General features: G+C 72.6%; 18 protein-coding genes and 1 tRNA gene. 4 read left to right on the top strand and 15 right to left on the bottom strand.

Annotated elements, in window-relative coordinates; translation table 11 throughout:
* Both ADK52_RS01300 and ADK52_RS01295 read right to left on the bottom strand, forming a co-directional pair.
* Positions 1-435 (bottom strand): DUF3574 domain-containing protein, encoded by a 435-nt coding sequence (locus ADK52_RS01300; protein ID WP_063783743.1) that lies wholly within the window; start codon positions 433-435, stop codon positions 1-3.
* 109 nt (positions 436-544) lie between these two features.
* A tRNA-Tyr gene (locus tag ADK52_RS01295) sits at positions 545-626 on the bottom strand.
* A gap of 197 nt (positions 627-823) precedes the next feature.
* On the opposite strand from ADK52_RS01295, the gene ADK52_RS01290 reads away from it, so the two are divergent.
* The 3 genes from ADK52_RS01290 to ADK52_RS01280 all read left to right on the top strand — a co-directional run bounded on the left by ADK52_RS01290 (position 824) and on the right by ADK52_RS01280 (position 4226).
* On the top strand, positions 824-1312 hold the full coding sequence (locus ADK52_RS01290; RefSeq protein ID WP_030163016.1) for a YajQ family cyclic di-GMP-binding protein: 489 nt from the start codon (positions 824-826) through the stop codon (positions 1310-1312).
* Between the two features lie 220 nt (positions 1313-1532).
* Positions 1533-2960: a SulP family inorganic anion transporter gene (locus tag ADK52_RS01285; protein ID WP_053687943.1), complete on the top strand. Its 1428-nt coding sequence runs from the start codon at positions 1533-1535 to the stop codon at positions 2958-2960.
* An 18-nt stretch (positions 2961-2978) separates the two neighbouring features.
* The gene (locus ADK52_RS01280; RefSeq protein ID WP_053687942.1) at positions 2979-4226 is read left to right on the top strand and encodes an APC family permease; all 1248 of its coding nucleotides are present in this window, start codon (positions 2979-2981) and stop codon (positions 4224-4226) included.
* 114 nt (positions 4227-4340) lie between these two features.
* Here the strand turns inward: ADK52_RS01280 and ADK52_RS01275 are convergent, their stop codons facing one another.
* The 13 genes from ADK52_RS01275 to ADK52_RS01215 form a co-directional block, all read right to left on the bottom strand.
* Positions 4341-5321 (bottom strand): glycosyltransferase family 2 protein, encoded by a 981-nt coding sequence (locus ADK52_RS01275; protein WP_267887231.1) that lies wholly within the window; start codon positions 5319-5321, stop codon positions 4341-4343.
* A gap of 67 nt (positions 5322-5388) precedes the next feature.
* A complete protein-coding gene (locus ADK52_RS01270) occupies positions 5389-5781 on the bottom strand; it encodes a YccF domain-containing protein (RefSeq protein WP_053687941.1) in 393 nt (130 codons plus the stop codon).
* Positions 5778-6641, bottom strand: a complete 864-nt coding sequence (gene htpX, locus ADK52_RS01265; protein WP_053687940.1) for a zinc metalloprotease HtpX — start codon at positions 6639-6641, stop codon at positions 5778-5780. Before htpX ends, ADK52_RS01270 begins: the two co-directional genes overlap by 4 nt.
* A gap of 257 nt (positions 6642-6898) precedes the next feature.
* Positions 6899-8455, bottom strand: coding sequence for an NADH-quinone oxidoreductase subunit N (locus ADK52_RS01260; RefSeq protein WP_078987802.1), 1557 nt, complete (start codon positions 8453-8455; stop codon positions 6899-6901).
* A complete protein-coding gene (locus ADK52_RS01255) occupies positions 8452-10071 on the bottom strand; it encodes a complex I subunit 4 family protein (RefSeq protein WP_053687939.1) in 1620 nt (539 codons plus the stop codon). Before ADK52_RS01255 ends, ADK52_RS01260 begins: the two co-directional genes overlap by 4 nt.
* Positions 10072-10109: 38 nt before the next feature.
* Positions 10110-12167, bottom strand: a complete 2058-nt coding sequence (locus ADK52_RS01250) for an NADH-quinone oxidoreductase subunit L (protein ID WP_053687938.1) — start codon at positions 12165-12167, stop codon at positions 10110-10112.
* Positions 12164-12529 (bottom strand): NADH-quinone oxidoreductase subunit NuoK, encoded by a 366-nt coding sequence (gene nuoK / locus ADK52_RS01245; RefSeq protein ID WP_053687937.1) that lies wholly within the window; start codon positions 12527-12529, stop codon positions 12164-12166. Before nuoK ends, ADK52_RS01250 begins: the two co-directional genes overlap by 4 nt.
* Positions 12529-13137 (bottom strand): NADH-quinone oxidoreductase subunit J, encoded by a 609-nt coding sequence (locus ADK52_RS01240; RefSeq protein WP_420714772.1) that lies wholly within the window; start codon positions 13135-13137, stop codon positions 12529-12531. The genes nuoK and ADK52_RS01240 overlap by 1 nt, the downstream gene beginning before the upstream one ends.
* Complete coding sequence (locus ADK52_RS01235) at positions 13134-13748, bottom strand: NuoI/complex I 23 kDa subunit family protein (RefSeq protein WP_053688009.1); 615 nt, start codon at positions 13746-13748, stop codon at positions 13134-13136. Before ADK52_RS01235 ends, ADK52_RS01240 begins: the two co-directional genes overlap by 4 nt.
* Positions 13745-14704 carry a complex I subunit 1/NuoH family protein gene (locus ADK52_RS01230; RefSeq protein WP_053687936.1) on the bottom strand — a complete coding sequence of 320 codons (960 nt, stop codon included), beginning with the start codon at positions 14702-14704 and terminating at the stop codon, positions 13745-13747. The genes ADK52_RS01235 and ADK52_RS01230 overlap by 4 nt, the downstream gene beginning before the upstream one ends.
* Complete coding sequence (locus tag ADK52_RS01225; protein ID WP_063783742.1) at positions 14701-15987, bottom strand: NADH-quinone oxidoreductase subunit C; 1287 nt, start codon at positions 15985-15987, stop codon at positions 14701-14703. The genes ADK52_RS01230 and ADK52_RS01225 overlap by 4 nt, the downstream gene beginning before the upstream one ends.
* Entirely contained in the window at positions 15984-16586 is a 603-nt protein-coding gene (locus ADK52_RS01220) for an NADH-quinone oxidoreductase subunit B (protein WP_053687935.1), read from the bottom strand. The genes ADK52_RS01225 and ADK52_RS01220 overlap by 4 nt, the downstream gene beginning before the upstream one ends.
* Positions 16577-16984, bottom strand: a complete 408-nt coding sequence (locus ADK52_RS01215) for an NADH-quinone oxidoreductase subunit A (RefSeq protein ID WP_030163040.1) — start codon at positions 16982-16984, stop codon at positions 16577-16579. Before ADK52_RS01215 ends, ADK52_RS01220 begins: the two co-directional genes overlap by 10 nt.
* A 147-nt stretch (positions 16985-17131) precedes the next feature.
* Here ADK52_RS01215 and ADK52_RS01210 point away from each other — a divergent pair.
* Positions 17132-18090, top strand: a 959-nt coding sequence (locus ADK52_RS01210; protein ID WP_053688008.1) for a sensor histidine kinase, incomplete at its 3' end; no start/stop codon positions are given.

The following is an 18090-nucleotide window of genomic DNA, read 5'->3' as shown; positions in this document are numbered from 1 at the left end:
TCAGAACTCGGCGGTCACCTTGTCGTCGGAGCGCCCGACGGAGTCCTGCTGGTACTGGTCCTCATAGGCCTGCCGGATCCGCTCGATGCGCGCGCTGCGCTCCTCGGCCTCCTTCTCCGGGTAGAGCAGCACCACCTCGTACGAGGTCTCGCGGATGACCTTTCCGGCCCGCTGCCACTGGCCGTGCCCGTCGAGGATCGTGAGCCCCTCGGGGAAGGCGGGGGTGATCTCCCGGTCCAGGAAGCCCATGAACTCCTGCTCCGCGACGGAGGCCCGGCCGGGGCGCTCGGTGCCGAAGTAGAGGGTGGTCTCCTGGTAGGGCTCGCCCACATGGCTGTGCAGTGCCGCCCCGACCAGGGCCGGGATCCCGGCTCCGAGGAGGGCGAGGAGCACGCCGCCGCCCACCCTCCCGCGCGTGTCAGAAATGAAGTTCACGTCCGGAGAACGAACAGGAGACCCGGACGATGCGGTCGGCCGGATCGTTGGGCCATACGAGGAGACCCCCGCCACTGCGTTTCCGCAGTAACGGGGGTCTCACATCGCGTGGCGGCGCCAGGGTTCGAACCTGGGTAGGCTGAGCCGGCAGATTTACAGTCTGCTCCCTTTGGCCACTCGGGCACACCGCCATGATCGCTGCCATTTTTCCGCCTCGCGGCGGTGCTCCCTGGCAACGACGTAAACGATACCTGATGCTCGGGGGTGCTTCGCCACCGGATTGATCAGCACCGGGGGCGGGTGCGGTGGCTAGGCTTTGCCAGTGGGCCGGGGATGTCCGGCCGCGCCCTCCGGGGCAATGACAGCCGACTTCAAGGAGCCACAGCACATGGCCGACTCCAGTTTCGACATCGTCTCGAAGGTCGAGCGGCAGGAGGTCGACAACGCCCTCAACCAGGCCGCCAAGGAACTCTCGCAGCGCTACGACTTCAAGGGCACCGGCGCCACCATCGCCTGGTCCGGCGAGAAGATCCTGATGGAGGCGAACTCCGAGGAGCGCGTCAAGGCCGTCCTCGACGTGTTCGAGACCAAGCTGGTCAAGCGCGGGATCTCGCTGAAGGCGCTCGACGCCGGCGAGCCGCAGCTGTCCGGCAAGGAGTACAAGATCTTCGCCTCGATCGAGGAGGGCATCTCCCAGGAGAACGCCAAGAAGGTCGCGAAGATCATCCGGGACGAGGGTCCCAAGGGCGTCAAGGCCCAGGTCCAGGGCGAGGAGCTGCGCGTCAGCTCCAAGAGCCGTGACGACCTCCAGGCCATCCAGGCCCTCCTCAAGGGCAAGGACCTCGACTTCGCGATCCAGTTCGTGAACTACCGCTGATCGCGGTCTCCCACCTGCCGTCCGGCGGCCCGGCGGTCCTCCTCGGACCGGCGGGCCGCGGCTGTTTCCCCGGGGCTCGACTTTCTCGGGGGCGTGCGGATCATGTGCCCGGCGTGCGCGGCGCGTGCGCCTCAGTGGCCCCCAATGAGCACTTGGGCAACCGTGCCCGCGCCCGCCAACCTGGCGGTATTCATCACCGCGGGGCAGGGGAGGGACACGGATGCCTGAGGTCGGCACGTTTCGCGAAGACTTCGGGGCGTCCGTCGTCGTCGCCCTCGTCGCGCTGCCGCTGTGCGTGGGCGTGGCCGTCGCCTCCGGCGTGCCCGCGGAGCTGGGGATCGTGACCGGGGTGGTGGGCGGCCTGGTCACCGGCTGGTTCCCGGGCAGCTCGCTCCAGGTGAGCGGGCCGGCGGCCGGGCTGACGGTGCTCGTCTACGAGGCGGTGCACACGCACGGGGCCCGCGCCCTGGGGGTCCTGGTGCTGGCCGCCGGGGTGCTGCAACTGTGCATGGGGGCGCTGCGGCTCGGCCGGTGGTTCCGGGCGATCTCCGTGGCCGTCGTGCACGGGATGCTCGCCGGGATCGGACTCGTGCTGATCGCGGGGCAGCTGTACGCCCTGGGCGGCGTACCGGCCCCCGGCGCGACCCTGGAGAAGCTCGCCGCGGTGCCGGCGCTCGCCGCCGAGGCCGACTGGGCCGCCGTGGCCCTCGGGGCCGGGACCATCGCCGTCCTCGTGGCCTGGCGCCGGATGCCGGCCCGGCTGCGGCTCGTACCGGGCGCGCTCGTCGGGGTGGCGGCCGCCACCGCCGTGTCGGTGATGCTGCGGCTGCCCGTCGAGAAGGTGACGGTGACCGGCGTCCTGGGGGCCATCGCCCCGCCCGGCTGGGCGGACTTCGGGCTGCTGGCCTCCGCCGGGGCGCTCGGCACCGTGATCGCCCTGACGCTGATCGCCTCCGCCGAGACGCTGTTCAGTGCGGCCGCCGTCGACCGGATGCACGACGGGCCGCGGACCCACTACGACCGGGAACTCGTGGCACAGGGCGTCGGCAACACCGTCTGCGGACTGCTCGGGGCGCTGCCGATGACGGCCGTGATCGTGCGCAGCGCGGCCAACGTGGAGGCCGGGGCCCGCACCCGGGCCTCCCGGGTCATGCACGGCGGCTGGCTGCTGCTGTTCGCCGTCGCGCTCCCCCAGCTGCTCCAGATCGTGCCGCTCGCCGCGCTGGCCGGGGTGCTGCTGCACGCCGGATGGAAGCTGCTGCCGGCCCGGGCCGTCGCCGGCCTGTGGCGTACGCACCGGGGCGAGGCGGTGGTGCTGGTGGCGACGGCCGCCTCGGTCGTGGCCACCAACCTCTTCGAAGGGGTGCTGATCGGCCTGGGGCTCGCCGTGGTCAAGGCGGCCTGGGAGACCTCCCACGTGCACATCGAGGAGGTGTGGGAGGGCGGGGAGCTCCACGTCCAGGTCCTGGGGAGCGCCAGCTTCCTGCGGCTGCCGAAGCTGCTCGACGACCTGGACGCGCTGCCCGCCGGACACCCCGTACGCCTCGACCTGAGCGGGCTGCGCCACCTCGATCACGCCTGCCTGACGGCCCTCAACGGCTGGGAGCAGAACCGGACGCCGCTGACCGGCCGCGAAGGCGTCATCTAGCGCGGTTACCCTCCGCCCGTGGACAACGAGTTGAAACGCACGCTGGGGGTCTTCGACGCCGTCGTCGTCGGGCTGGGCGCCATGGTCGGGGCGGGCATCTTCGCCGCGCTCGCCCCGGCCGCGGGCGCGGCGGGGCCCGCGGGCGGCGCGCTGCTCGCGGCCCTGGCGGTGGCGGCCCTGATCGCCTACTGCAACGCGCACTCCTCGGCGCGGCTGGCCGCCCGCTATCCGGCCTCCGGCGGGACCTACGTGTACGGGCGGGAACGGCTCGGGCCGTTCTGGGGATACCTGGCCGGCTGGGGCTTCGTCATCGGCAAGACCGCCTCCTGCGCGGCGATGGCGCTCACCGTGGGGGCGTACGTGTGGCCGGGGCAGCAGCATGCCGTGGCCGTCGCCGCGGTGGTGGCGCTGACCGCCGCGAGCTACGGCGGCGTGCAGAAGTCCGCCCGGATCGCCCGGGTGATCGTGGCGGTGGTGCTGGCCGTGCTGGCCGGGGTCGTGGTGGTGTGCCTGACGTCCGGCGCGGCGGACGCGGGACGGCTCGGCGGCCTGGGCGGGGGCGGCGCCGGCGGTCTGCTCCAGGCGGCCGGGCTGCTGTTCTTCGCCTTCGCGGGGTACGCCCGGATCACCACCCTGGGCGAGGAGGTGCGTGATCCGGAGCGCACGATCCCGCGGGCGGTGCCCCTCGCCCTGGGGATCGCCCTGCTCGTGTACGCCGCGGTGGCGGTGGCGGCGCTGTCGGTGCTGGGCGCCGGGGCCCTGGCGGCTTCGCCGGCCCCGCTGGCCGACGCGGTACGGGCGGCCGGCCTGCCCGGACTGACCCCCGTGGTCCGGGTCGGGGCGGCCCTGGCGGCGCTGGGCTCGCTGCTGGCCCTGGTGCTCGGGGTGTCGCGGACCACCCTGGCGATGGCCCGGGACGGCCATCTCCCCCGCGCGCTGGCCGCCGTACATCCCCGGCATCAGGTGCCGCACCATGCGGAGCTCGCCGTGGGTGCGGTGGTCGCGGTGCTCGCGGCGACCACCGATCTGCGGGGCGCGATCGGTTTCTCGTCCTTCGGGGTGCTGGCCTACTACGCGATCGCGAACGCTTCGGCGTGGACTCTCGATTCAGCTGTCAAGGGCCGGGCCGTGGCAGCGGTCGGGCTGTCCGGCTGTGTCGTCCTGGCCTGCGCGCTGCCGGCCGCGTCGGCGGTCGCGGGGGCGGTCGTGCTGGCGCTGGGCGCGGTGGCCTACGGGGTGCGTGCGGGGTTCACGCGCGCGGCGTGAACGCCCGCCCGGGTATCTCCCGCTGCGTCAACTGCTCGGTCCCGTCCATGCATTCATCGTGACCTACGTCACTGACAATCGCCCCGACCTGCGCACATGCCCGCAGAGCCGTCGTCAGTTCCCGTTCCGCCCGGGGCCCTTGCCCGCGTCGTCGTCCCGCGCCGAGTCGTACCCGATGAAGTACGTGGGCCGGCGCTGCACCGCGGTGTAGATCCGGCCGATGTACTCGCCGAGCAGCCCCACGCAGATCAGCTGCACACCGCCGAGGAACAGCATGGCGACGAACAGCGAGCTCCAGCCGGGCACGGTCTTGCCGAGCAGGAAGACCACGAGGGTCCAGGCGATCATCACGAAGCAGGTGACGAAGCTGATGACGCCGAGCCAGGTCGCCAGCCGCAGCGGCGCGGCCGAGAAGTTGGTGATGCCGTCCACGGCGAGGCGGATCATCTTGCTCAGCGGGTACTTGGTCTCGCCCGCCACCCGCTCGCCCCGGCGGTACGCCACCTGCCCGCTCGGGAAACCGAGCCACGGCACCAGCAGCCGGTAGACCTGGTGCTGGTCGGGCAGGGACTTGAGGGCCTCCACCGCCTCGCGGCTGAGCAGCCGGAAGTCCCCGGCCTGCGCGGGCACCTGCTTGCCGACCATGCGGCGCATCAGCCAGTAGTAGGCGGCGGCGGTGCGGCGCTTGAAGCCGGTGTCGGTGCTGCGGTCGGAGCGGACGCCGTAGACGATGTCGAGGTTCTCGGACCGGGCCAGGTCCAGCATCTCCGGGATCTTCTCCGGCGGATCCTGGAGGTCGGCGTCGATGCTGGCCACGTACGCCCCGACCGAGCTGTGCAGCCCGGCGCGCAGGGCGGCCTGGTGGCCGGAGTTGCCGCGCAGCCGGACGACGCGGAGCTCGGGCCAGTCCGTCCGGAACTTCTCCAGGAGTTCGGCGGTCCGGTCGGTGCTTCCGTCGTCGACCGCGAGGACCTCGTACGGGACGCCGGTCTCGTCGAGCACCGGGCGCAGGCAGCTCACCAGGGCGGGGAGGGCCTCTTCCTCGTTGTACATCGGCACGATGACCGAGAGGGTCGTGACCGTGCTCGCACCCAACACTGGTTCTTCCTGCCCGTGAGTTCTGCCCGTGAGTTCTGCCCGAGTTCCTGCGCCGCCCTGCCGCCTACCGGGACGCGAACGGCGCGTCGGTCGGGACGATCTCACGGCCCAGCGGGAGCAGGGACAGCGGGACCATCTTGAAGTTGGCGATGCCGAACGGGATGCCGATGATCGTCACGCACAGGGCGATGCCCGTGACGATGTGGCCGAGGGCCAGCCACCAGCCCGCCAGGACCAGCCACAGCACGTTGCCGACGCAGGACCCCGCGCCCGCGTCGTGGCGCTCGACCGTGGTGTAGCCGAAGGGCCACAGGGCGTACAGGGCGATGCGGAAGGACGCGATGCCGAACGGGATGCCGATGATGGTGATGCACAGGAGCACGCCCGCGAGGCAGTAGCCCAGGAACAGCCAGACGCCGCTGAGAACGAGCCAGATGATGTTCAGGATGGTCTTCATTGGCTACGTCCTGCCATCTGTTCGAGCCGGGCGATGCGCTCGGCCATCGGAGGGTGCGTCGAGAACATCTTAGAAAGGCCCTGTCCCGGGCGGAACGGGTTGGCGATCATCATGTGGCTCGCGGTCTCCAGCCTGGGCTCGGGCGGCAGCGGCAGCTGCTTGACGCCGGCGTCGAGCTTGCGCAGGGCGCTGGCCAGGGCGAGCGGGTCGCCGGTGAGCTGGGCGCCGGACGCGTCCGCCTCGTACTCCCGCGAGCGGCTGATGGCCAGCTGGATCACGCTGGCGGCCAGCGGCCCCAGGATCATGATCAGCAGCATGCCGATGATGCCGGGCCCCTCGTCGTCGTTGGACCGGCCGACCGGGATCAGCCAGGCGAAATTCACCAGGAACATGATGACGGAGGCGAGGGCTCCGGCGACGGAGGAGATCAGGATGTCGCGGTTGTAGACGTGGCTCAGCTCGTGGCCGATCACCCCGCGCAGCTCGCGCTCGTCGAGGATGCGCAGGATGCCCTCGGTGCAGCAGACGGCGGCGTTGCGCGGGTTGCGGCCGGTGGCGAACGCGTTGGGCGCCTCGGTCGGCGAGATGTAGAGCCGGGGCATGGGCTGGCGTGCGGACGTGGAGAGCTCGCGCACCATGCGGTAGAGCTGCGGGGCCTCGAACTCGCTGACGGGGCGGGCGCGCATCGCGCGTAGAGCCAGCTTGTCGCTGTTCCAGTACGCGTACGCGTTCGTCCCCAGGGCGACGAGGACGGCGATGATCAGGCCGCCCCGCCCGAAGAAGCTTCCGATGAGGATGATGAGTGCGGACAGCCCGCCGAGGAGTACGGCGGTCTTCAGCCCGTTGTGCCGGCGGTGCACGGTACGCCCTCCAAATGGTGCGGCAGGGGAGCCCCGTCCTGGATCTGAGGGTCTACGGTCCAGTGGACCCTCCCTCCCTGCTCAACGCGAGGTGAGCGCGCCTGGTTCCCGGGGCACGGCGGGCCGGCCGCCCGGGAGACCCGGGCGGCCGGGGTACGGCGGGGGCGGGGCGGGCGCTGGGCCGTACGGGTCACGGCGCACGGGCTCACCGGCGCACGGGCCGCGCCGCGCCACGGGGCTGCTGCGGGCCCGCGGGCCTACTGCGGGAACAGGCTGCCCGCCGCGAAGCGCAGGACCAGCTGCGGGGCGGCCGACAGCACCACGGCGGTGACCGCGGTGACCGCGATCGCGGCGGTGACCGGCCACGGGGCCTTCGTGCGGGCGCCTTCGGCGGCGGTCTCCGGAGCGCGGAAGAGCAGCGCCGTCCAGCGCAGGTAGTAGTACAGGGCGATGACGACGTTGACCGCCATGACCACGGCGAGCCAGCCCAGGCCCGCGTCGACCGCGGACCGGAAGACGGTGACCTTGGCGAACAGCCCGATGATGCCCGGCGGCAGGCCGGCCAGGCAGAGCAGGAAGAAGGCCAGCGAGAGGGCGGCCAGCGGGCGCTCGGCGTACAGCCCGCGGTAGTCGCTGATCCGGTGGAGCGGCTTCGTACGGCCGACGAGGGCGGCCACGGCGAAGGCGCCGAGGTTCACGGCGGCGTACATGAGGGCGTACGCGACGGTGGAGCCGATCTGGTCGCGCCCGGAGTACGCGGCGGCGGCGATCGGGACGAGCAGGTAGCCGGCCTGGCCGACGGAGGACCAGGCGAGCAGCCGTACGGCGCTGTTCGGCCGGTCCGCGCGCTGGCGCAGGGCGGCGGCGTTGCCGATCGTCATGGTGAGCGCGGCGAGGACGGCGAGGGCCGGGCCCCAGACGTCGGAGTACGCGGGGAAGGCGATCACCGTGACGAGGATGAGGCCGGTGAAGCCGACGGCCTTGCCGACCACGGAGAGGTAGCCCGCGATGGGCAGCGGCGCGCCGACGTAGGTGTCGGGGACCCAGAAGTGGAAGGGGACGGCCGCGGTCTTGAAGGCGAAGCCGACGAGGGTGAGCGCGACGCCGGCCATGGCGAGGGTGTCGAGCTGCCCGGGGACGTCTTCGAGCCGGTCGGCGATCTGCGTGAGGTGCAGGGAGCCGGTGGCGGCGTAGACGAAGCTGACGCCCATCAGCGACACGGCGGTGGCGGTGACGGAGGACAGGAAGAACTTGAGGGCGGCCTCGGAGGAGAGGCGGTCGCCGCGGCGCATGCCGACGAGGGCGAAGGCGGGCAGCGAGGCGACTTCGAGGGCGACGATCAGGGTGGCGAGGTCGCGGGAGGCGGGCAGCAGGGCGGCGCCGGCGGCGGAGGACAGCAGCAGGAACCAATACTCGCCGGCCGGCATGCGCGCGTCGCGGACGGCGGTGACCGACAGCAGGGCGGTGACGAGGGCGCCGGCCAGTACCAGGAACTGGATGACGAGCGTGAAGTGGTCGGCGGTGTAGCTGCACGCGCCGGGGTCGGTGGTGAGGCAGAAGGTGGCGCGGTCGCCGGCGCGCAGCGGCAGCAGGGCAGCGGTCGCGGCGGCGAGGCCGGCGACGGAGAGCCAGCCGAGCAGCGGCTTGCGCCGCTCCGGTACGAAGAGGTCGGCGACCAGGACGATCAGGGCGACGGCGGCGGGCAGGACCACGGGGGTGATCGCGAGCCAGTCGACGCTCTGGACGAGGCTCGTCGTCCCGGCGGCCGGGGCCGCCGGCGGGGCGGACAGAACGGAGGCCGTCAGGGCCGTCATGCGTTGCCTCCTGCGAGGAGCTTCTGGACGGCCGGGTCGGTGAGGCCGAGGAGGACGGCGGGCCACAGGCCGGCGAGGACGGTGAGGGCCACGAGCGGGGTCCAGGCGGCGAACTCGTAGCGCTGGATGTCGGCGAGTTCGAGCGCGGGTCCGGTGCCTGCGCCGGACCCGGACCCGGACCCGACCACGGACCCGGCCACGGCCGTGTGCTCGGGCCGGGCATGGGGGTCGCCCATGCAGACGCGCCGTACGACGATCAGCAGGTAGGCGGCGGTGAGCAGGGTCCCGAACGCGCCGAAGGCCATGTACGTGAGGAAGGCGGGCCGGGAGAGGCCCTCCGCCGGGTCGAACGCGCCGAACAGGGCCAGCATCTCGCCCCAGAAGCCGGCCAGGCCGGGCAGTCCGAGGGAGGCGACGGCGGCGAAGGCGAGGAAGGCGCCGAGGCGGGGGGCGCGGCCGTAGAGGGCGGCCCCGGTGGCTCCGGCGAGGGTGTCGAGGTCGGCGGTGCCGTAGCGGTCCTTGAGGGCGCCGACCAGGAAGAAGAGGAGGCCGGTGATCAGGCCGTGGGCGATGTTCGCGAACAGCGCGCCGTTGACGCCGGTGGGGGTCATGGAGGCGATGCCGAGGAGGACGAAGCCCATGTGGCCGACGGAGGAGTACGCGATGAGGCGCTTGAGGTCGCCCTTGTTGCCCTTGCGGGCGAGCGAGAGGCAGGCGAGGGACCCGTAGACGATGCCGACGGCGGCGAAGGCGCCCAGGTAGGGGGCGAAGGTCGCCATGCCGTCGGGGGTGACGGGCAGCAGGATGCGGACGAACCCGTAGGTGCCCATCTTGAGCAGGACGCCGGCCAGCAGGACGGATCCGACGGTGGGGGCGGCCGTGTGGGCGTCGGGCAGCCAGCTGTGCAGCGGCCACATCGGGGTCTTCACGGCGAGGCCGAGGCCGATGGTGAGGACGGCCAGGAGCTGGGTGGTGTGGCTCAGTTCGCGGCCGTTGTCAGAGGCGAGTGCCACCATGTCGAATGTGCCGCTCGTCACACCGATGAGCAGCAGGCCGAGCAGCATGACCACGGAGCCGAGGAGGGTGTAGAGGATGAACTTCCAGGCGGCTGCCTGCCGCTGAGCACCGCCCCAGCGGGCGATGAGGAAGTACATCGGGATGAGGACCATCTCGAAGGCGAGGAAGAACAGCAGCAGGTCGAGGACGGCGAAGGTCGCGAGGGTGCCGGATTCGAGGACCAGGAGCAGGGCGACGAAGGCCTTCGGGGAGGGGCCTTCGGGGAGCTTGAAGTAGCTGTAGAGCGCGCAGAGGAAGAACAGCAGCGCGGTCATCAGGAGGAGGGGGAGCGAGATGCCGTCGACGCCGAGGTGGATCCGGACGTTCAGCGCCTGGATCCAGCTGATGTCCGTGGTCGCCTGGAAGCGGGCCGGGGTGTCGTGGTCGAAGCCCAGGGCGAGGGCGATGGCCGCGGCGAGGATCACGCCGGTCACGGTCACGCCGTGGCGCAGCACGGCCTGTTCGGGGCTCTTGCCCTTGAGTCCGGGCGGGGCGGGCAGGAGGGCCGCGGCCGCGCCGAGGAGCGGTGCGGCCACGACGAACGCCAGAAGGAACTGCATCACGGACGGGCTGATATCAATCACGGCTGACTCACGGCTCACGATCCGGCGTTGACGTTGGCGAGGACGGCGGTGGCGATCGCCAGGACCACGGCGCCGGCGAGCAGGGCGCTCAGGTAGCTCTGTACGTTGCCGGTCTGGGCCCGGCGTACGAGGCTGCCGAGCAGCCGGGGGCCGGCGCCCGCGCCGCTGACGTACGTGTCCACGACCTCGCGGTCGAGGAAGCGGACGAGGCTCGCGGCGGCGCGGACGGGGCGGACGAACAGCCGGTCGTAGACGGCGTCGAGGTGGAAGCCGTCGGCCGCGTGGCGGTGCAGCGGGCCCAGGAGGGCCCGGCCGGGGTCTGGGGCGGGACCCGCCGGGACGACGGGGTGCTCGTGGGTGACCTCCGCGACCTCGGGGGTCTCGGCCGCGGATTCGGCGGCCGCGGTGGCCGCGGACACCCCGGCGGCCACGGCGGCGGGCTGCTCGGTCGCGCCCGCGGTGGCGCCGGGGGCGGGTCCGGCCGCGGCGGGAGCCGTGGCGGCCTTCGCGGTGGCCCGCTGCCACAGGGCGTAGGTCAGGACCGCGCCGACGACGGCGGCTCCGGTGCCGAGGACGGAGGTGGTCAGCGTCGGGGTGAGCTCCCGGCCGTCGAACCAGTCGGCGATCGGGCCGGCGGCGAGGCCGAGTCCGAGGGACGGGACCGCGAGCACCCACAGCACGCCGGTCATGGCGACGGGCTCCTTGCCGTGCTCGGGGGCGGCGGCGCCCCGGCCGCGGAAGGCCATCAGCCACAGCCGGGTGGCGTAGGCGGCGGTGAGCAGGGCGGTCAGCACGCCGGCGACGAGGACGAGCCAGCCGGCGGCGCTGGGAGCGGACTCCGAGTGTCCGGTGGCGGCGTGCTCGGCGGCGACGAGGACGGCTTCCTTGGAGAAGAAGCCGGCGAAGGGCGGGATCGCGGCGAGCGCGAGCAGCGCGATCGTCATGGTCCAGAAGGCGTCGGGGATGCGCTTGGCCAGGCCGTCCATGCGGGACATGGCTGCCAGGGAGTTCGTCCCGGCGGCGTGGATGATCACGCCCGCGCCGAGGAAGAGGAGCGCTTTGAAGACGCCGTGGGACAGGAGGTGGAAGACGGCGGCGGCGCGGTCGCCGACGGCCAGGGCCCCGGTCATGTAGCCGAGCTGGCCGATCGTGGAGTAGGCGAGCACGCGCTTGATGTCGTCCTGGGCCAGGGCGGCGAGGCCGGAGCCGACCATCGTGACGGCCGCCATGACGGCCATGACCACCAGGGCGGCGGCGGAGGCCGCGAAGACCGGGAGGAGGCGGGCGACGAAGTAGACACCGGCGGCGACCATCGTCGCGGCGTGGATCAGCGCGGAGACCGGGGTGGGGCCGGCCATGGCGTCGGGGAGCCAGGTGTGCAGCGGGAACTGCGCGGACTTGCCCGCGACTCCGGCGAGCAGCAGCAGGGCGATCAGCGTGGGGTGGTCGAGGCCGCCCGCGGCGACGGTGCCCAGGACCTTGGGGATCTCGAAGGAGCCGGCGTCGGCGGCGAGCGCGAACAGGCCGATCAGGAAGGGGACGTCGCCCAGCTTGGTGACGAGGAAGGCCTTCAGGGACGCGGAGCGGGCCGCTTCGGTCTCCCAGTAGTGGCCGACGAGGAAGTACGAGCAGATGCCCATGACTTCCCAGCCGACCAGCAGGACCATCAGGTCGCCGGTGTAGACGACGAGCAGCATGGCGGAGGTGAACAGGGAGACCAGAGCGGCGTACGAGGGGTAGCGCGGGTCCTCGCGGAGGTACGCCGTCGAGTAGACCTGTACGCAGGTGGCGACGAGGCCGACCAGCACGGCGACGAGGACGGCGAAGCCGTTCAGGTAGAGCGAGAGGTCGATCGGCACGGAGCCGGTCGGGGTCAGCTCGGTCGAGGCGGTGATCGGCCGGCCGCCGCCCTGGCGGACGGCGACGAGCACGGCCAGTACGGCCGAGGCCAGCACCGGCAGCACGGCGAGGGGCCGGACGAACCCGGGGGCGCGGCGGCCGAGCAGCAGTCCCGCCACCGCGCCCAGGAAGGGCAGGAGCGGGACGAGGACCGCGAGGGTCGTGGTGCTCACGCGGTGACCTCGCTCTGGTTCTTCGGGGCGGGCTGGTCGTTCGGGGCGGGCTCGTGGCCCTCGGCGGTGTCGCGCAGCCGGTCGATGTCCGAGGTGCCGCGGTTGCGGTACACCATCAGCACGATCGCGAGGCCGATGCCGATCTCGGCGGCGGCGATGGCGATCGTGAAGAGGGTGAGGGCCTGGCCGGCGTGCAGGGCGTCGCGCAGCCAGACGTCGAAGGCCACCAGGTTGAGGTTGACGGCGTTGAGCATCAGCTCGACGGACATCAGGACCAGGATGGCGTTGCGGCGGGCGAGCACTCCGTACAGGCCCGTGCAGAAGAGGAGCGCCGCGAGCACGGCGGGGTAGGCGAGGTGCATCAGCGCTGCTGCCCCTTCGTGTTGTCGTCGGACCCGTCGGCGGGGGCGTCCCTGCGGGAGAGCACGATGGCGCCGATCAGGGCCGCGAGGAGGAGGACGGAGAGCGCTTCGAAGGGCAGCACCCAGTGCTGGAAGAGGATCTCGCCGGAGACCTTCGTCGAACCCTGGGCGGGGCCGTCGAGGTCGATCCAGGTGGTGCGGAAGGCGTCGACGACGACCCAGACGAGGGACGCGGCCGCGACGAGGGCGACGCCGAGGGCGACCATGCGGTTGTTCGAGTCGGCGTCCGGGGAGCGGCCGATGGGGGCCTTGGTGAGCATCAGCCCGAAGAGGAGGAGGACCACCACGGATCCGAGGTAGATCAGGACCTGGACCCAGGCGATGAACTCGGCGGTCAGCAGCAGGTACTCGACGGCGATGCCGCCGAGGGCGACGACCAGCCAGAGGGCGGCGTGCACGAGCTGCTTGGTGGTGACGGTGACGGCGGCCGCGCCGAGGGTGGCGAGGCCGACGAGGACGAAGGCGATCTCGACGCCGGTCGGGGAGAGGAACCCGTGGCCCGTCGCCGCGGCGGCCAGGGTGGTGGCCGCGGGGGTCAGATCGGTCACGCGTCTCCCTCCGGGGTGGTGGGGGTGTCGGTCTCGGGCGTCGTGGGCGCGGTGGTTTCGGCGGCTGCGGCGGCGGCTGCCGCGGCGGCCGCGGCTTCGGCCTTCTCCACCGCCTTGCGGGCGGCGGCGATCTCCTTGGGCTCCTCCGCGGCCGGGTCCAGCGCGGGCGGGGCCGGGACGGTCCACATCCACTCGCGCAGCTTGTCGCGCTCGTGGGTGAGTTCGAGGATGTCCGTCTCCGCGTACTCGAACTCCGGCGACCAGAAGAGGGCGTCGAAGGGGCACACCTCGATGCAGATGCCGCAGTACATGCAGAGGGAGAAGTCGATGGCGAAGCGGTCGAGGACGTTGCGGCTCCGCTCGCGGCCGCCGGGGGCGGCGGCCGGGACCGTCTCCTTGTGGGAGTCGATGTAGATGCACCAGTCGGGGCACTCGCGGGCGCACAGCATGCAGACCGTGCAGTTCTCCTCGAACAGGCCGATGACCCCGCGGGTGCGGGGCGGGAGCTCGGGCTGCACTTCGGGGTACTGGGCGGTGTGCGCGCGCTTCGTCATCGTGCGCAGGGTGACGGCGAGGCCCTTGGCCAGGCCGGATCCGGGGATGGGCATCAGCTGATCGCCACCTTCACGATGCCGGTGAGCGCGATCTGGGCGAGCGCGAGCGGGATGAGTGTGGTCCAGGCGAGCTTCTGGAGCTGGTCCTCGCGAAGGCGGGGGTAGCTGACGCGGAGCCAGATCACCACGAAGGCGAGGACCGCGGTCTTGAGGAGCGTCCAGACCCAGCCGTCGGCGATCGGGCCGTGCCAGCCGCCGAGGAAGAGGACGGTGGTGAGGGCGCAGAGGACGACGATGCCGGCGTACTCGGCGAGCAGGAACAGCGCGAAGCGCAGGCCGGTGTACTCGGTGTACGCGCCGAAGATGATCTCGGAGTCGGCGACGGGCATGTCGAAGGGGGGCCGCTGGAGTTCGGCGAGGCCGGCGGTGAAGAAGACGAGCGCGCCGGTGATCTGCCAGGGGAGCCACCACCACTGGAAGGCGCCGACGATGCCGGGGAGGGACACGGTCCCGGCGGCCATCGCGACGGAGGCGGCGGCGAGCAGCATGGGGAGCTCGTACGCGAGGAGCTGGGCGGCGGTGCGCAGGCCGCCGAGCAGGGAGAACTTGTTGGCGGAGGCCCAGCCGGCCATGAGGCTGCCGAGGACGCCGACGCCCATGACGGCGAGTACGAAGAACAGCCCGGCGTCGATGACCTGGCCGACGGCGCCCTCGCCGGGGCCGATGGGGATGGCGACGAGGACGAGGAGGTACGGGAGCAGGGCGACGGCGGGGGCGAGCTGGAAGATGCGGCGGTCGGCGCCCGCCGGGACGATGTCTTCCTTCTGCGCGAACTTCACGCCGTCGGCGACGAGCTGGGCCCAGCCGTGGAAACCGCCGGCGTACATGGGGCCGAGGCGGCCCTGCATGTGGGCCATGACCTTGTGCTCGGTCTGCCCGACCACGAGCGGGAGCACGAGGAACACGGCGAAGACGACGATGAGTCGCAGCGCGACGTCGAGGACGTCGTTCACGCGTCGCCTCCGTTGGTGTCGGATTCGGATTCGGGGGTGCCGTCGGGCGCGGACTCCGCGCCGGGGGCGGGCTCCGGCTCGGCGGCGCCGGGCCGCGGGCCGGCCTCGGGCGTCGCCTTCGGCTCGCCCTGCGGGCCCGGGTCGGCCGCGGGTGCCGGGTCGGCCGCGGGGGCGGCCTCGGGCGCGGGTGCCGGTTCCGTGAAGGCGGGCTGGGGGTTGTGCCAGGGCGCGTCCGCGCTGCGGGGGGCGGGGCGTCGGCCCGGCGCCACCGTGCGGCCGCGGATCGCCTGGTCCTCCGGACGCGGGGGCGCATCGGCCTGCCCGGCCCCGCCTTCCGGCTCCGCCGGGGGGACGGCCTGGCTGGCCGAGCCGTCCGCCACCGAACGGGTACGGCGCGGCGGGCGCGGCGGGGCCTCGGCTCCGGGCGCACCCTCGGCCCCGGGCTCCGCCGGAGGGACGGCCTGGCTGGCCGAGCCGTCCGCCACCGAACGGGTACGGCGCGGCGGGCGCGGCGGGGCCTCGGCTCCGGGTGCGCCCTCGGCCCCGGGCTCCGCCGGAGGGACGGCCTGGCTCGTCGAGCCGTCCGCCACCGAACGGGTACGGCGCGGCGGGCGCGGCGGGGCCTCGGCTCCGGGTGCGCCCGCGCCCGCGGCTGCCGCGCGGGGGGTGCGGGCGGCGCGCGCGGGCCGGGTCGGGGCCGGGGGGAGCTGGCCCTTCAGCGGGCCCCATTCGTTGGGGTCCGGGACGCCCGGCGGAAGCATCTGGCGGCGCTTGGGGGCGTCGGGGTCGTGCGCCTCGCCCGGCTCCTTGGCTCCCGGCCAGGCCTTCGCGACGCGCGCGGCCAGGACGAAGTCCTTCCGCAGCGGGTGGCCTTCGAAGTTCTCCGGGAGGAGGAGGGGGACCAGGTGCGGGTGGTCCGTGAAGACCACGCCGAACATCTCGTACGTCTCGCGCTCGTGCCATTCGGCACCCGCGTAGACCGCGACCGCGGAGGGGAGGGAGGGGGCCGTGTGCGGCACCGTCGTACGCAGGAGCAGGCGGCGTACGCGGTGGTTCTCCAGGGACACGACGTGCGCGCAGACGCGGAAGCCCGTGCCCGGCTCGTCCACCGCGCTCAGCCAGTCGAAGTACGTGCAGCCCAGCTTGTCCCGGGCGATCTCCAGCGCCGGGATCCAGCTTCCGACCGGGACGTCCACCGTCAGGACCTCGTACGCGTACGAGGCGGTCGCTTCCGCGCCGAAGATCGTGGCGGCCGCGTCGGGGAGGGAGTCGTAGAGGTTCATGCGCCCGCTCCGGGGGCCGGCGGGGGCTTGACCAGGCCGCTCGTGAGCTGGGCCGTCGAGGGGTCCGTCGCGTAGCGGTCCGCCAGCGACTCCCTGGCGATCTTCTCCTGGAGCTTGAGGATGCCCTGGAGCAGCGCCTCCGGCCGCGGCGGGCAGCCGGGGACGTAGACGTCGACCGGGATGATCTGGTCGACGCCCTTCGTCACCGAGTACGAGTCCCAGTAGGGGCCGCCGCAGTTGGAGCAGGCTCCGAAGGAGATGACGTACTTCGGCTCCGGCATCTGCTCGTACAGCCGCTTCACGGCCGGTGCCATCTTGTCCGTCACCGTGCCCGAGACGATCATCAGGTCCGCCTGGCGCGGGCCGGGCGCGAACGGGATGACGCCGAGCCGGATGAAGTCGTGCCGGGCCATCGACGCGGCGATGAACTCGATCGCGCAGCAGGCGAGGCCGAAGTTGAAGACCCACAGGCTGTAGCGGCGGCCCCAGTTCAGAACCACCTTCATGGGCTCGGGCGCGAGGCGGGAGAGGACTCCCAGGCGCTTGGGCTCCGGGAGCAGCTGGGGCTCGGCCGGTGTCCCGGCCGGTGTCACGTCCATTCGAGGACGCCCTTCTTGTACGCGTAGAGCAGGCCGACGGCCAGGAAGCCCAGGAAGATGAACATCTCCACGAGCGTGGTGGCGCCGTAGCCGGCGGCGGCGAACACCGTCGCCCACGGGAAGAGGAAGATCGAGTCGACGGCGAAGATGACGTAGAGGAACGCGTAGACGTAGTAGCGGACCTGGGTGTGCGCCCAGCCCTCGCCGACGGGGTCCACGCCGCACTCGTACGTCAGCAGCTTCTCAGGGGTCGGGACGACCGGTCTCAGCAGGCGGCCCGCGCCGAACGCGACGGCCACGAAGAGCACACCGAGGACTGCCAGCAGGCCGACGACCGAATAACTCCGGAAATAGTCCGCCGCGAGCACGGTTACGGTCGATACCGTTGGGTCGGGCACGTCCGTTCCTCGCTCCTTGGCCACTGTCGATGATCTGGTACGGACGGGAGTCTAGGGCCTGGTCCCCACAGGGTGGGGTTATCCCCCGTTTACAGCGGCCCGGCTCCCCCATGGCACCGGCGGGCCGGAATTGGCAGGCTGGGGCGCATGACCGCGCCCATTCAAGTCTCCCACCCGAGCCCCGACAACGACCGGCCTCCGCCCGTACGCCCCGCCCTGGGGGCCGTGGCGTGGAAAGAGACCGTCCATCTGCTGGGCAATCTTCCGCTCGCGCTCGTCGGTTTCGTCTACACGGTGACCATGGTGGCGACCGCGGGCGGCCTGTCCGTGACCGCGATCGGCCTTCCGCTGCTCGCGGTCGGCCTGCTCGGGTCCCGCCAGTTGGGACGGCTGGAGCGGGCGCGGGCGCGCGTACTGCTGGGCGTACGGGTGGAGGAGCCGACTCCGCTGCCGGGGCTGCGGCGGGTCGGCGGGTTCTTCCCCTGGCTGTGGGCGGGCCTGAAGGACCCGGTGGCGTGGCGGACCGTGCTGTACGAGCTGGTGCGGCTGCCGTGGGGGGTGCTGACGTTCACGGTGGCGCTGGTGGGGCTGCTGGTGCTGTGGCCGGTCCTGCCGTACGTGGTGCGCTGGCTGTCGAACGTGGACCGGATGATGGTGCGGGGGCTGCTGTCGCCCTCGGACGAGCTGGAGCGGCGGATCGCGGAGCTGGAGTCCGACCGCGGGGTGGTCGTGGACACGGCGGCGGCCGACATGCGGCGCATCGAGCGGGACCTGCACGACGGGGCGCAGGCGCGGCTGGTGGCGCTCGCGATGGGGCTGGGCCTGGCCAAGGAGAAGCTGCTGGAGGATCCGGACGCGGCGGCGGCGATGGTCGACGAGGCGCACGGGGAAGTGAAGCTGGCGCTTCAGGAGCTGCGGGACCTGGCGCGGGGGATCCACCCGGCGGTGCTGACGGACCGGGGTCTGGACGCGGCGCTGTCGGCGGTGGCCTCGCGGTGCGTGGTGCCGGTGAAGGTGGGGGTGGATCTGGAGGAACGGCCCGCGGCCGCGATCGAGGGGATCGCGTACTTCACGGTCTCGGAGCTGCTGCAGAACGTGAGCAAGCA

This window comes from Streptomyces sp. WM6372 (genome assembly GCF_001279655.1).
GTDB lineage: Bacteria > Actinomycetota > Actinomycetes > Streptomycetales > Streptomycetaceae > Streptomyces.
The sequence above is the reverse complement of the archived record's forward strand: the minus strand, read 5'-3'. Positions and strand labels throughout refer to the sequence as shown.

Excerpts from the sequence above, each read along its gene's own strand:
- ADK52_RS01290 (WP_030163016.1), top strand. The coding sequence starts at position 824 with ATGGCCGACTCCAGTTTCGACATCGTCTCGAAGGTCGAGCGGCAGGAG.
- ADK52_RS01285 (WP_053687943.1), top strand. The coding sequence starts at position 1,533 with ATGCCTGAGGTCGGCACGTTTCGCGAAGACTTCGGGGCGTCCGTCGTC.
- ADK52_RS01270 (WP_053687941.1), bottom strand. The coding sequence starts at position 5,781 with ATGAAGACCATCCTGAACATCATCTGGCTCGTTCTCAGCGGCGTCTGG.
- ADK52_RS01260 (WP_078987802.1), bottom strand. The coding sequence starts at position 8,455 with ATGACGGCCCTGACGGCCTCCGTTCTGTCCGCCCCGCCGGCGGCCCCG.
- ADK52_RS01255 (WP_053687939.1), bottom strand. The coding sequence starts at position 10,071 with ATGCAGTTCCTTCTGGCGTTCGTCGTGGCCGCACCGCTCCTCGGCGCG.
- nuoK (WP_053687937.1), bottom strand. The coding sequence starts at position 12,529 with ATGCACCTCGCCTACCCCGCCGTGCTCGCGGCGCTCCTCTTCTGCACG.
- ADK52_RS01225 (WP_063783742.1), bottom strand. The coding sequence starts at position 15,987 with ATGAACCTCTACGACTCCCTCCCCGACGCGGCCGCCACGATCTTCGGC.
- ADK52_RS01220 (WP_053687935.1), bottom strand. The coding sequence starts at position 16,586 with ATGGACGTGACACCGGCCGGGACACCGGCCGAGCCCCAGCTGCTCCCG.